11 protein-coding genes and 1 pseudogene are annotated in these 14,170 nt (G+C 53.8%); all 12 read right to left on the reverse strand.

Going from position 1 to position 14,170, the window contains the following annotated elements:
* Positions 1-11 precede the first annotated feature (11 nt).
* Complete coding sequence (locus MCB1EB_RS10445) at positions 12-941, reverse strand: D-alanine--D-alanine ligase (protein WP_045364497.1); 930 nt, start codon at positions 939-941, stop codon at positions 12-14.
* Positions 942-948: 7 nt separating this feature from the next.
* The gene (murC, locus tag MCB1EB_RS10450) at positions 949-2,355 is read right to left on the reverse strand and encodes a UDP-N-acetylmuramate--L-alanine ligase (RefSeq protein ID WP_045364494.1); all 1,407 of its coding nucleotides are present in this window, start codon (positions 2,353-2,355) and stop codon (positions 949-951) included.
* The gene (murG, locus tag MCB1EB_RS10455) at positions 2,352-3,449 is read right to left on the reverse strand and encodes an undecaprenyldiphospho-muramoylpentapeptide beta-N-acetylglucosaminyltransferase (RefSeq protein WP_026921487.1); all 1,098 of its coding nucleotides are present in this window, start codon (positions 3,447-3,449) and stop codon (positions 2,352-2,354) included. The genes murC and murG overlap by 4 nt, the downstream gene beginning before the upstream one ends.
* Positions 3,446-4,561: pseudogene (gene ftsW, locus MCB1EB_RS10460) on the reverse strand (putative lipid II flippase FtsW); the annotation flags it as partial. The gene murG and the pseudogene ftsW, both read right to left, overlap by 4 nt.
* A 20-nt stretch (positions 4,562-4,581) precedes the next feature.
* Entirely contained in the window at positions 4,582-6,123 is a 1,542-nt protein-coding gene (gene murD, locus MCB1EB_RS10465; protein ID WP_045364491.1) for a UDP-N-acetylmuramoyl-L-alanine--D-glutamate ligase, read from the reverse strand.
* Positions 6,124-6,136: 13 nt separating this feature from the next.
* A complete protein-coding gene (gene mraY / locus MCB1EB_RS10470) occupies positions 6,137-7,306 on the reverse strand; it encodes a phospho-N-acetylmuramoyl-pentapeptide-transferase (RefSeq protein WP_045364488.1) in 1,170 nt (389 codons plus the stop codon).
* A gap of 15 nt (positions 7,307-7,321) precedes the next feature.
* A complete protein-coding gene (locus tag MCB1EB_RS10475) occupies positions 7,322-8,716 on the reverse strand; it encodes a UDP-N-acetylmuramoyl-tripeptide--D-alanyl-D-alanine ligase (protein ID WP_045364485.1) in 1,395 nt (464 codons plus the stop codon).
* Positions 8,713-10,296 (reverse strand): UDP-N-acetylmuramoyl-L-alanyl-D-glutamate--2,6-diaminopimelate ligase, encoded by a 1,584-nt coding sequence (locus tag MCB1EB_RS10480; RefSeq protein ID WP_045364482.1) that lies wholly within the window; start codon positions 10,294-10,296, stop codon positions 8,713-8,715. The genes MCB1EB_RS10475 and MCB1EB_RS10480 overlap by 4 nt, the downstream gene beginning before the upstream one ends.
* Entirely contained in the window at positions 10,293-12,074 is a 1,782-nt protein-coding gene (locus tag MCB1EB_RS10485; RefSeq protein ID WP_045364479.1) for a peptidoglycan D,D-transpeptidase FtsI family protein, read from the reverse strand. The genes MCB1EB_RS10480 and MCB1EB_RS10485 overlap by 4 nt, the downstream gene beginning before the upstream one ends.
* Positions 12,071-12,439, reverse strand: coding sequence for a cell division protein FtsL (ftsL, locus tag MCB1EB_RS10490; RefSeq protein ID WP_045364477.1), 369 nt, complete (start codon positions 12,437-12,439; stop codon positions 12,071-12,073). The genes MCB1EB_RS10485 and ftsL overlap by 4 nt, the downstream gene beginning before the upstream one ends.
* Positions 12,436-13,365 carry a 16S rRNA (cytosine(1402)-N(4))-methyltransferase RsmH gene (gene rsmH, locus MCB1EB_RS10495; protein WP_045364474.1) on the reverse strand — a complete coding sequence of 310 codons (930 nt, stop codon included), beginning with the start codon at positions 13,363-13,365 and terminating at the stop codon, positions 12,436-12,438. Before rsmH ends, ftsL begins: the two co-directional genes overlap by 4 nt.
* Positions 13,366-13,376: 11 nt before the next feature.
* Positions 13,377-13,805: a division/cell wall cluster transcriptional repressor MraZ gene (mraZ, locus tag MCB1EB_RS10500; protein WP_026921493.1), complete on the reverse strand. Its 429-nt coding sequence runs from the start codon at positions 13,803-13,805 to the stop codon at positions 13,377-13,379.
* Positions 13,806-14,170: the final 365 nt, after the last annotated feature.

A 14,170-nucleotide genomic window follows, 5' to 3' on the forward strand; every position in this document is an offset into this window, starting at 1 on the left:
AGCAGGTCTCTTTAAGCCAACGTCAAAGAGAGGATGCGCCACACCAAGTCTTCATAACTGAGCCCGAGCGCAGCGGCAGATTTGGGCACCAGCGAATGGCTCGTCATACCTGGGGCCGTATTCACCTCTAAAAACCAAGCTTGGCGATTGGCGTCAAGCATGAAGTCCAGGCGTCCCCAACCGTTGCAGCCGAGCACTTTGAAAGCATGTAGGGCAAGTTTTTGCAAACGTTTTTCCTCAGCGCCGGCGAGCCCGCAAGGAATAATATATTGAGTGTCTTCAGCAATATATTTGGCGTGGTAATCATAAAATTCTCCAGCAGGTATGATTTTTATGATCGGCAAATCAAGACCTTCGACAATCGATACCGTATATTCCCCGCCCCCTTCGATACCTTTTTCAGCCAAGACAACGGACTCATGGCGCGCCACTTCTTCCAAGGCCGCCGCCAAGCGATCTGCTGTTTTTACTTTAACAATAGCAATGCTTGAACCCTCATGAGCGGCTTTCACGAAAATCGGCAAACCCAGTTGGGTAACGATTTCTTGCGCCCGCACTGCATAGTTTTCGCCGCGCATCACAACTGCAAACGGTGGCGTAGGAATGCCGTTGTCCCGCCAGATCGATTTGCTGCGCACTTTATCCATGGCTAATGCGCAACCCAGCACCCCGGAGCCGGTATATGGAATGCCTAGATATTGCAGCGCGCCTTGGAGCGCACCATTCTCGCCATCGCCCCCATGCAGCATGTTGACCACGCGTGTAAAGCCCTCTTCTTTGAGAGCAAACAGCGACCGCTCGCGAGGATCGAAGGGCCAAGCATCGACGCCGCGCGCGCGCAGCGCAGCCAATACGGCCCCACCAGAATTCAATGACACGTCACGTTCTGCGGACGTGCCACCATATAACACGGCGACTTTGCCAAATATTTTCGGATCCATTGTTACCCTATCCCATGCATTCAATTTCAGTACGCGACTGCGTCAGCCACACCGGAACGCGGCCCATTGAGCCAGCGCCCATCGTAATCACGACATCGCCGTTTTGCGCCAGGCGGGTAATCGCCTCGGGCAACGCTTCGACGGCCGTGGTAAATACAGGTTCCAGCTTGCTTCGCGCGCGAATCGCGCGCACCAACGCCTGCCCATCGGCAGCAGCAATAGGCGCTTCGCCCGCTGGATAAACTTCACTTAGAATCAGCGCATCCACGCTGCACAACACTTGCACGAAATCATCAAAGCAATCGCGGGTACGTGTAAAACGGTGCGGCTGAAAGGCCAGCACGAGCCGTCGCCCAACAAAAGCGTTACGGGCCGCCTCAAGCGTGGCCGCCATTTCGACCGGATGGTGACCATAATCGTCAATCAAGGTATAACTGCCGCCGCTGCTCAGCGGTATTTCTCCGTAGCGCTGAAAGCGGCGGTCTACGCCAGAAAACTGCGCCAGCGCTTGGCAAATCGCCTCATCGGCGACCTCCAACTCGGTAGCGATTGCAATCGCCGCTAAAGCGTTGCGCACATTATGTATACCCGGCAGATTCAACTCGATCGCCAATGGCGCTGCGTCTTCACGCAACACCGTAAAGCGCATGCGGCCCGCATCGGCGCAAATATCCACCGCACGGATCTGCGCTTGCTCCGACAACCCATAACGCACCACAGGCTTCGTCACCGCCGGCAGAATGTCACGCACATGCAGATCGTCAATACATACCACCGCAATCCCGTAAAATGGCAAACGCTGTGTAAATTCGATAAAAGCTTGCTTCAGGTTCACAAAATCATGCCCATATGCTTCCATATGGTCTGCGTCAATATTGGTGATCACTTCAATCACCGGAAACAGATTCAAGAAAGAAGCGTCTGATTCATCCGCCTCAGCTACAATAAAATCTCCGCTCCCAAGCCGCGCATTCGCGCCCGCGCTATTTAAACGCCCGCCAATCACAAAGGTTGGGTCAAGCCCACCTTGCGCCAAGACGCTTGCAACTAAACTCGTGGTGGTGGTTTTGCCATGCGTGCCAGCGATCGCGATGCCTTGCTTTAAGCGCATCAATTCGGCCAGCATCGCGGCGCGTGGCACCACTGGAATGCCCCGTTGACGGGCCGCCAGCACTTCCGGGTTATCGGCTCGCACCGCGCTTGACACTACTACCGCGTTAGCGTCTCCAATATGGGCCTCCTGATGGCCGAAGACGATGTGCGCCCCCAAAGCCGCCAACCGATCCGTGACCGCAGTTTGGTTTAAGTCTGAACCACTAACGCAATACCCTAGATTTAACAGCACTTCGGCAATACCGCTCATGCCCGAACCACCGATGCCAACAAAATGCAGATTTTTGACGACATGCTTCATGGCTGCCCTCGCTTGCGCTCAGCCACCGCTAAACAAATTTGGCTCACTTGCTCAGCCGCATCTGACTTAGCCAGCAAACGCGCACGCCCCGCCATTTGACAGAGCGCTTCACGGGTTTGGGTTTTAAGCCAAAGCGCCAGCTTGGCGGCCGACAAGTCGCGCTGCTGGATCATTAGAGCCGCCTCACGGTTGGCTAAGAAAGCCGCATTCGTTGTTTGGTGATCATCGACTGCATGTGGAAACGGCACCAACAGTGCGGCAACTCCTACCGCCGCAATTTCAGCAATCGTCATCGCGCCGGCGCGGCAAATGACTAAATCGGCTTGGGCATAAGCTTGCGCCATATCCTCAATAAACGGCATCAACTCAATTTGCGCCTGATCATGCAAGCCTGCGGCGGCATAATTAGCCCGCAAAGCTTCAATCTGCCGCACGCCGGCTTGATGCACAACATGCGGCCTCTCGTGTGGCGCTAAAGCGCTTAAGGCACGCGGCACAACCTCATTCAACGCCGCCGCGCCTAAGCTGCCGCCTACCACGAGCAAACGCAAAGGCCCGCTACGCTGCGCGTAACGTTGCGCTGGCTCAGGCAAGCCAATCAGCGCATCGCGCAGCGGATTGCCGGTCCATTCGGCGCGCGGCAAGACCTCTGGAAACGCCACTAACACCCGCCGCGCAATCTTGGCGAGCATACGATTAGCCAAGCCAGGAATTGAGTTTTGTTCATGCAAAATAAACGGACGGCCGCTAAGCACAGCCATCATGCCCGCTGGAAAGCTAATGTAGCCGCCCATCCCAAGCACTACCGTCGGTTTTACTTTGGTTAACACGCGCAAACTTTGCCAAGCCGCGCGCAGCAAATTAAAAGGCAACGTGAGTTTGGTGAGCAAACCCTTGCCGCGTAGTCCGCTAAAGTGCACGAATTCAATTGGAATACCGTGTTTAGGCACCAGCGCTGCCTCCATCCCCGCTGGATTGCCAAGCCAGATAACATGCCAACCATGACGGCGCATCCGATGGGCCACAGCTAGCCCTGGAAACACATGCCCCCCAGTGCCTCCCGCCACAATCAGCAGGGTGCGCGTATTACTCATATTTTTCCTCCGCGCATTAAGAAACGATTTTCATAGTCGACTCGCATCAGTAACGCAAGCGCAATACAATTTAGCAAAATACCTGAGCCGCCATAGCTCACGAGAGGCAGCGTTAAGCCTTTAGTTGGCAGTAAACCCAAATTCACTCCCATATTGATAAAAGCTTGGGCCCCTAGCCATAAGCCAATGCCTTTGGCGGTTAACCCCGCAAATACTCGATCTAGCACCAACGCTTGACGGCCTATTTCAAAAGCGCGCCGCACCATCCAATAAAACAGTGCAATCACGATCAATACACCCAGAAAACCAAACTCCTCGCCAATCACCGCAAGGATAAAATCCGTATGGGCTTCGGGTAAGTAATTGAGCTTTTCAACGCTGCCACCTAACCCAACGCCAAACCATTCGCCACGGCCGAAAGCAATCAACGAATGTGTCAATTGGTAAGCTTTACCCTGCACATATCGGTCATCCCATGGATTCAGGTAGGCAAAAATGCGTTCACGCCGCCAAGGCGATAGCCAAATCAACAACGTAAAAGTGCCCACTACGGTTAACGCAATCCCGCCAAACCACTTACCATTCACCCCGCCCAGAAAAAGCACTCCCATCGCAATCACCGCGATGACCATAAAAGCACCCATATCCGGCTCAAGCAACAACAACGCTCCGATACAGCTCACCGCCAACGCCATAGGCAAAAATCCCTGGCCTAAGCTATGCATTAACTCTTGTTTGCGCACCGTGTAATTCGCGGCATAGACCGTCACCGCGAGCTTCATAATCTCGGACGGTTGGAGATTGAGTGGCCCCAGCGCAAGCCAGCGATGTGCACCGTTCACGCCCTTGCCAAACGGAGGAATCAGCACAATCACGAGCAAAAACAAGGCGAGCAAAAACAACTTAGAGGCAAACCGATCCCAAAGTTTAAGCGGTGCCCAAAATACGCAAAATGCAGCGATTCCCCCCAACAACAACGATATGACATGCCGCAATAAGAAATGACTCGCTTGATAAGACGCGTATTTCGGCGCATCTGGCATCACAATCGACGCCGAGTACACCATCACCAATCCCAGCCCCAGTAGCGCAATCACGACCCACATTAACGGCGCATCATATTCAAGCATCTTCATAGAGCGACTCCGCAAGCGCCGGCTAACTCTGCGACGGCTTGCCGAAATACTTGGGCCCTATGGCGGTAGTCGCGAAACATATCAAAACTGGCGCAAGCGGGCGACAGTAGGACGATCTCACCCGTTTGCGCCACGCTAGCGGCAGCCTGCGTGGCCTCGATTAGAGTTGCATATTCGGTAAGTGGCACACCTGTCTCAGCCAACGCCTGACGTAGACGCGGCGCATCGCGACCAATCAACATCACGGCCCGGCACCAACGCGCAACGGGGGCCGCCAGCGGCGCAAAATCTTGTCCTTTGCCATCCCCACCTAGAATTAATACAACCTGGCGCGCTAAACCATTGAGCGCAGCCACTGTAGCGCCGACATTCGTTCCCTTACTGTCGTCAATAAACTCAACTCCGTTTAAAGCGCAAATCGCCTCAACCCGATGCGGCTCGCCGCGATATTCACGCAGGCCGTGCATCAGGCTTGCGAGAGGCAGCTCAAGCGCGCGACATAAAGCCAGCGCAGCCAGTGCATTCGCTGCATTATGAAAACCGCGAATCCGCAGCGCTTCAACCGGCATTAATTTTTTGACCACAATCTCAGTTTCGAGCTCCGCGCGGCGCGCCCGTGCAGATCTCGGCGCGCCATGCTCCGCCGTAGATTCAGCCACCGCCAACCAAGTCATGCCGCTCTCGTGCAGTAGGCCATAATCGCCACTGCTATGCGGCGCATCTAGTCCAAAGGTCAGCACGCCAGCAGTTTGGGGCTTTGCGCTACACCGATTTTTCTCAGTCTCTTCGCTTATCCAGCCAGAACTTTGCGCTAGCGCCATCGTGCTCGCATCGTCACGATTCAAAATACGCACTGTATGAGCGCCAAAGATACGGCCTTTAGCGGCAGCATAGTGCTCAAAGCTCGGATGCCAATCCAGGTGATCTTGCGTGATATTGAGTATTGCAGCGGCATCTGGCGCAAATGTGTAAGCGCTGGTTAACTGAAAACTTGAGAGTTCCAGCACCCAAATTTCGGGTAATAGATCAGCGTTGAGAGCAGCCGCTAATCGCTCAAGCAACGGTGGGCCAATATTGCCGGCCAGGCTCACGTTGCGGCCAGCTCGTTCGCACAATAAACCTGTAAGCGCGGTCGTCGTGGTTTTGCCATTGGTGCCGGTAATGGCGATGATTTTCGGGCGATAAGCCTCTGTCGTCAGCGCGCGCAGCGCCTGCGCAAAAAATTCGAGCTCGCCCCACAGCGGCAGACCACGCGCCCGCGCCGCCTCAAGTAGCGTTGCAAACTCCGCATGCGAGGGTGAAATTCCTGGGCTAAGCGCAATTAATTCAATGCCATCGAGTAAGGCCGGCGTGACTTCGCCGCAAATCAATTCCGCCTCGATCTGCTCTTCTTTGAGCGCCGCGAGTTTAGGCGGCGCGGCCCGGGTATCAGCGATCCGTACCCGGCAACCATAGCGCGCGCACCAGCGCGCCAAGGCCAAGCCCGAAGCGCCCAGCCCTAGCACCAATACCGCCGGTTGTCGAAAATCGCCAAACATTGTTACCCTTTCTTTACCGCAATTTGAGCGTAGAGAGGCCGATTAAAATCAGCATCAACGTAATAATCCAAAAACGCACTACGACCTGAGTTTCGCGCCAACCAGACAATTCAAAATGATGATGGAGCGGCGCCATCTTGAGTAAACGCTGACCCGCGCCGTAGCGCCTCTTGGTGTATTTAAACCAGACCACTTGCAAAATCACTGACACGGTTTCGGCAACAAAGATACCGCCCATGATAAAAAGGACGATTTCCTGGCGCACAATCACCGCCACCGTGCCTAAAGCCCCACCCAGCGCAAGCGCGCCTACATCGCCCATAAAAACTTGGGCCGGATGCGTGTTGTACCAAAGAAAAGCCAGGCCCGCGCCGCCCATCGCCGCGCAAAAGATCAATAACTCGCCAGCGCCCGGAATATGCGGAAACAACAGATATTTTGAATAGACCGCACTGCCCATCACATACGCAAAAATGCCTAATGCGCCGCCCACTAACACGACTGGCATAATCACTAAGCCATCTAAGCCATCGGTTAAATTCACGGCATTGCTAGCACCTACAATCACAAAATAGGTGAGCGTAATGAAGCCATATAAACCTAATGGATAACTGATAGATTTAACAAATGGCAGCAGCAAGTCAGCCCGCGCGGGCAGATCAACCGATAAGCCGCTACGCACCCATGCCATAAAGAAATCAAAAACCGGCACATTACTGGCCTCTGATACGCTACATGCAAGATATACTGCGGCAAAAAGGCCAATCAACGATTGCCAGCCGTATTTCTCTCGCGACGACATGCCGCGCGGGTCTTTATGCACCACTTTACGATAATCATCGACCCAGCCAATTAAGCCAAAACCAAGCGTAACCAGCATGACGATCCAAACAAAACGATTAGTTAAATCGGCCCATAATAAAGTCGAGATCGCAATCGCCAGCAAAATCAACACGCCGCCCATCGTAGGCGTGCCGGCTTTGACCAAATGCGTGCTCGGCCCATCTTGGCGCACCGCCTGGCCCATTTTGAGTCGCGTCAACTTGCGAATCACCCACGGACCGCACACTAAGCCGATTACCAAAGCGGTAATAGCGGCCATGACCGCGCGCAAAGTCAGGTAATTGATTACGCGCAAAAAGCTTGCGTCGTTTTGTAACCAATGCGCAAGCCAAAGTAGCATCGTTTTAATTTCCTCTTAATGTAAAACGGGCGTTTGGCCCTGGTTCGACTCAGCGCTCAACGCTGCCACAATGCGTTCCATTTTCATAAAACGCGAACCTTTAACCAGCACGGTAGCATTTACGCCAAACCCCGCCGATAAAAGTTGCTCAATTAATTCTTCAGCGCTGCTGAAATGTTTAGCCTGCGCACCAAATGCGTGACAAGCGGGGCGCGTAGCATCGCCTAAGGCATAGAGCACATCAATCCCACACTCATGCGCATACATTCCTACTTCACGGTGAAAAGCTACACTGTGTTGCCCGACTTCACCCATTGCTCCCATCACCAATATGCGCGGCGCAGTGTGCATTGCGAGCACATCAATCGCAGCACGCATTGAATCTGGATTTGCGTTGTAACTATCATCGATAATCATGGCTCCCGCCAATGGCGCAAGCCGCGCTACTTTAGCCACTAAACGGCCACTCACGGGCCGGAATTTTTCCAGGCCGCGCCGGATCACCTCTAACGTAACGCCAGCCGCCAGCGCGGCAGCGGTGGCGGCCAATGCATTGCGTGCATTATGTACACCCAATACAGGTAAAGTGAGCTCGAATTGGCCTTTACTTGTCTGCACTTGAAGTTGACCCTCTGCGCGCAGCACGCCACTTACTGCAGCCTCGCGAGCCAGTGCAAAGTCAATGATCTGCCGCCCCTGCGCGGCATTGCGCCAAAGCGGCGCGTAGACATCGTCTGCCGGCAATATCGCAACCCCATGCGCTGGCAAGGCATGCAACACATTCATATGTTCATACGCGACGGCTTCTACGCTGGCCATAAATTCTTGGTGCTCGCGTTGGGCATTGTTAATCAATGCGATGGTCGGCTCAGTGAGCGCAGCGAGTTGTGCAGTTTCACCCGGATGATTCATGCCAAGCTCAACCACAGCGAACTGATGCGCCGCATTTAAGCGCAACAAAGTGAGCGGTACCCCCACGTCATTATTCAAGTTGCCGCGCGTAGCAAGCCGCCTCTCCTCGCCCACCGCTTCGGCAAAAATCGAAGCAATCATTTCTTTAACGGTGGTTTTGCCATTGCTGCCGGTCACGGCTACTAGCGGTAGCTCGAATTTGCGGCGCCAGCCATGCGCAAGCGCGCCAAGCGCGCAGCGTGTATCAGCCACCTGTAAGGTCGGCAAAGAGATTTGGCCGGTAGGACGCGAGACCAGGAGTGCAGCCACTCCACGGGCCGCCACTTCGGCTAAAAAATCATGGCCGTCAAAATGCTCGCCCTTCAGCGCGACAAAAAGATCGCCTGGCCCCGCGGTGCGACTGTCAGTGCAGACCCGCTCAAAATGCGCGCCTGGCTCACCGAAAATCTGCGCCCCCGCAATAAACTGAGCCGCCTCAAGCAATGACAATGGATTCATAGATGATTCCCCATCGGTTGCGTCGCGCGCGCTGCCAATGCCAACCGGACATGATCTTGATCAGAAAATTGATATTTATGGTCCTGGATTTCCTGAGTTGTCTCATGGCCTTTGCCGGCGAGCAAAATCACATCTTCGGGCGCCGCTGCGCGGATCGCGCGCAGAATCGCGCGCGCGCGATCTTCCGTGCACTCAATGCGCGCGCGATCAGATATGCCCCGCAAAATATCTTCTAGAATCGCAGCGGGTAACTCATTACGAGGATTATCGTTGGTTAATACCACGGCATCGGCAAGCCGTTCGGCGCAGCCCCCCATCAACGCGCGCTTACTTCTATCTCGATTGCCGCCACAGCCGAAAACACAGATTAACTTTCCGCCACGGGCGCGCGCGATTGGGCGCAACGCAACCAAAGCCTGCTCCAAAGCATCGGGGGTGTGCGCATAATCGACCACGACGAGCGGCTCATTTAAGGTTAGATTGCCACCCAAGCGCTGCATCCGACCGATCACGGGTTCCAAACGCTCAAGTTGAGCGAGCGCCACCTCAAATGGCACATCTGCCGCTAATAACGCACCCAGCACGGCCAGCAAATTACTCACATTGAAAGTGCCTAGCATAGGCACGCTTACTTCGCCCTGCCCCCAACTAGAAACCACTTTGAAGGCTGTGCCAGCAGCCAGTGCGCGCACCTCTTGCGCGCGCAGTACGCCATCTGCTTTTAATAGCTGAGACGTTGCGTCCCCTCTATCTATGCCATAAGCAATCGTGCGGACTTTGCCTTGCACCCGCGCCAGCAGGCGCACTCCGGCTGCATCATCACAGTTAATAATGGCGCAACGCAAAGTCGGCCAATCGAATAGGCGCGCTTTCGTGTTTTCATAATTTTCTAAGGTGTGATGATAATCCAGGTGATCATGTGACAGATTGGTAAAGATCGCTGTATCAAACGCTATGCCATTGACCCGTTCTTGATGCAAACCGTGCGATGAAACTTCCATCGCGACCGCCTGCGCACCTGCGCTAAGCATCTGCGCTAAACTACGCTGTAATTGAGGCGCATCGGGAGTCGTAAAGCCAGTTGCGACTAATTTACCCGCAAAGCCACTCCCTAATGTACCCATCAGCGCGCATGGCTTCCCCAACGCGGACAAGGCTTGTGCAATCCAAAAACTGCAAGAAGTTTTGCCATTGGTGCCGGTCACGCCGGTCACTAACAGAGCCTCACTGGGCGCGCCATACCATTCACTCGCGATAGGACCCGCCAATTCAATTAGCTTCGGTATGGCTAAGGTTGGCACGCCAAAATCTTCAGCCTCTATCAGCCCGATCGGCGCAGCATCCGACTGACCTGGCTGCCACAGAATTGCGCGTGCGCCTTGTTGGATTGCATCGCTAAAATAACGACGCTGTTCTGCTTCTATGACCTCATAACTTAAATACACATCGCCTGGCTGCACCGCTCGGCTATCAACGCACAGATTAGCGCTCGCAGGAGCCCGCGCACGCAGCCAGTCCATTACATATTCCAGCGTACCTACTGTTTGGTGATCCACGAATAATCCTTGTGCGCCGCTCATCGGTTAACTCCTAAGCGTTGCGGCTGCGTATGCTGCGCCGCCATTAATGGAATCGGCTTATCGGGGGTCACATTTAATGCGCGCAATGTGTCATTCGCGATCTCCGCGAATACTGGCCCTGCGACCTGGCCGCCAAAATGCTTGCCGGCACTGGGTTCATCGATCGAAATCGCAACGATAATGCGCGGCGCGGAGATGGGCGCAATACCGACAAACGAAGCGCGATATTTTGATTTATCGTACTGGCCTTTAATATGTTTATACGCCGTGCCCGACTTGCCGCCCGCTCGATAGTCAGCCAGCAATGCATCTTGCCCCGTACCGCCAGGCCCAAGCACCGCCTCAAGCATCTGACGCACTTGGCGCGCAGTCTGCGGCGCAATCACTTGCACACCGGCCACTGGCTCAGGACTGGCAGCGCCAGTCTCAGAATTTTTAAACAGCGTAAGCGGCAATAATTGCCCATCATGGGCTAATACCGTATACGCGCGCGCTATTTGAAACAGCGAGACGGAAATGCCATAACCATAAGCCATGGTCGCTTGTTCAATCCGCCGCCAGCGCTGCCATGGCCGCAAACGTCCAGCAACCGCCCCTGGAAAACCAATCTCCGGCGCTTGTCCGAAACCAACGCTAGTAAACATTTCCCACATCTCCTCCGGCTTGAGCTGCAAGGCGATTTTAGTCGTGCCAATATTGCTTGATTTTTGCAATACTTTAGCCACCGTTAATAGACCAAAATCACGACTATCGCTTATCGTTGCCTGGTCCAATTTATAACGACCAGGCGCCGTGTCAATCAGCGTTGTTGGCGTTACGCGCTTCAAGTCAAGCGCGCGCGCCAACGTCAGCGGCTTCATAATCGAGCCCGGCTCGAAGGTATCAGTCAATACGCGATTGCGTAACTGCGCGCCCGTTAACTGGGTCCGACGATTCGGGTTGTAAGCCGGATAATTAACCAATGCCAGCACCTCACCAGTCCGCGCATCCAGCACCACCGCCGCTCCCGCTTTGGCTTTATGGCGTTGCACCGCCTCTTTCAAATCGGTGTAGGCGATATATTGCAATTTACTATCAATCGACAAAGTTAAATCACGTCCATCACGCGGCGATACCAGTTCATCCACATCTTCCACCACACGCCCCATCCGGTCTTTAATTACGCGGCGACTACCTGGCATACCGATGAGCTGTTTTTGCATACTAAGCTCAATCCCTTCCTGGCCCTCATCTTCAATATTAGTAAAGCCAACTAGGTGCGCCGTGATTTCTCCTTCTGGATAAAACCGCTGGTATTCTTTACGCTGATAGACCCCGGGGACATCCAACGCCGCCACCTGCTCCGCCACGTCAAGCGGCACTTGACGTTTGAGATACACAAAACTTCTGTCTTCGGCCAATTTACGCCGCAGCGCCGGCTGGCTCAAACCCAGTAATTTACTCAATGCCTCGAGCTTAGGGGCAGCCAACTCAGCCGGCACATCTTCTGGAATCGCCCAAATCGCACGGACCGGCAAGCTCGTCGCCAGCACCACACCATTGCGATCAAAAATCTTGCCGCGCGTTGCCGGCAGTGCCAATGTACGCTGATAGCGGCTCTCGCCTTGTTTTTGATAAAAGTCATTGCCCAGCCCCTGAATCCACCATGCCCGCACAGCTAATGCAGCAAAACCAAGAAATAGTAAAAAGACTACAAGTTTTGAACGCCATACCGGCAAGCGCAGCGATAAAACTGGACTTGCCGAAAATGGCATGGTTTTAGGCGAAGCCTGTTTCATCTCCAGCCCTTCTCAAAAAAAGCGGGTAATTGAGGTGCGCGTTTTGCAGCGTTTTGCGGTAACGTAGATGCACTTAAGGGTTCAACCTCATCCAAATTGATGATTTGAGGGGTTAAATAATGCGTCAAACCGGAAGTCACTGGTCTCATTTTGAGCGCACGCTGCGCCACGCTCTCGATCCGTGATACTTTTGATAATGCGCCTTGCTGATATTGCAATTGTGACCAATCCTGGCGCAACTGACGCTCTTGCGCCTGCGCAAGGTCGAGCTCGATAAAAATGCGGCGCTGCTGATCGGTTGCATTGATTACCGATAACGCACAGATCAGCAGTGCGCCGAGCATCAGTAAATGCACGCGACTCATGACGCGGTCCTTTCGGCAGAACGCATCAGGGCCGAGCGGGCCCGCGGATTCTCAGTAATCTCAGCCGCACTTGCACGTATACGCGCATGTAATTTAAGTAATGGCGCAGGCAGATCAGCCGCCCGCAACGGCAAGCGGCGCTCCAGTCGCGGCGCTTGTGCATGTTTTTTTAAAAACTGCTTAACTTTCCTATCTTCAAGCGAATGAAAGCTGATCACCACCAAACGCCCTCCTGGTTCTAATAAAGCTAAAGCCGCCGCCAGCGCTACTTCCAATTCTTCAAGCTCTTGATTAACGTAAATCCGTATAGCTTGAAAGGTGCGCGTAGCCGGGTTTTTCCCCGCTTCACGAGTTTTAACGGCGCTGGCCACAACCTCGGCCAGCTCACGGGTGCGCGTGAGCGGTCCCAACCGCTCCCTGCGCGCAACAATCGCTTTTGCAATCTGCTGAGCAAACCGCTCTTCCCCATAATCCCGTATGACCTCCGTTAATTGCGCCTGTGTCACACGCGCTAGCCACTGCGCCGCCGACTCGCCGCGGCTTGGATCCATCCGCATATCCAGTGGCCCATCCGCTTGAAAACTGAAGCCGCGTTCAGCATCATCCAGTTGCGGAGAAGAAACCCCCAAATCCAATAAAACCCCAGCGACCTGCTGAATGCCACGTTGCGCCATTTCTTCGCGCAACTTCGCAAAACTACTGTGCACAATCTCAAAACGCGGATCCGTAATCTGCTGCGCCGCCGCCAACGCCTGCGGATCTTTATCGAAAGCCACCAAGCGCGCCGTCGCGCCAAGCCGCGTCAGCAACAATTGGCTGTGGCCACCGCGCCCAAAAGTGCCATCGATATAAATTCCATCAGGCCGCCACAGCAAAGCATCCACCGCCTCTTCGCGCAGCACCGTACAATGTTGCAAATCCTGCATAAAATATCGCTTCAGAACGTAAAATTCTTCAATGCAGCAGGCATTTCTTGCATCATCGCCGCCTGTTCTTTGGCCTCATAAGTCCGCGCATCCCAGATTTCAAAACAAGCGCCCATGCCCAATAACATCACCTCTTTATCTAGCGCTGCGGCCTTACGCAACTCAGGAGCAAGCAACACTCGGTTTGCACCATCCAATTCGACCTCAGAAGCATTGCCCAAGAAAATTCGACGCCACCATTGAGCATCCATAGGTAAAGCGACGATTTTGGAGCGAAAATTTTCCCATTCAGCAAATGGAAAAAGCAGCAAACATCCATCCGGGTGCTTAGTCACTGTCACCCGGCCTGCCGCTTGACCTTGCAACGCTTCTCGATAACGAGACGGAATCGACATCCGCCCTTTCGCATCGAGCGTCAGCGCTGACGCTCCTTGGAACACTCGCCTCTCCTAACCTGGAGCGCGGCACCGCGCTCCTACTACTTAACTACACCAATTGACGCCACTTTTAGCGAAAAATTCACACAAAAGCGCACTTTTTCACACTCTATCCCACTTTAGAGTAAGGTTGCACAATGGTCAAGCATCAGGGCTGCTTTTTGCTTGATTTTTATTAGAAAAAACAACAGCTTAGCGGAAATAACTTGAGATAAAAAAGAGAATCTCTTTTGAAATAAGAGAAGTATGGAGATTTGTGAAAGTAATTTATGAAGAGTGAGTGGAACCAAAAGCGAAACAAGCCACATTTAAGCGCAATTTCGTAGGGCGTCGCAAAAATTCGGCTCATGCCCAATCAACTCATTCGC

Origin of the sequence: Mycoavidus cysteinexigens, from assembly GCF_003966915.1 — a bacterium.
GTDB classification, from domain to species: domain Bacteria; phylum Pseudomonadota; class Gammaproteobacteria; order Burkholderiales; family Burkholderiaceae; genus Mycoavidus; species Mycoavidus cysteinexigens.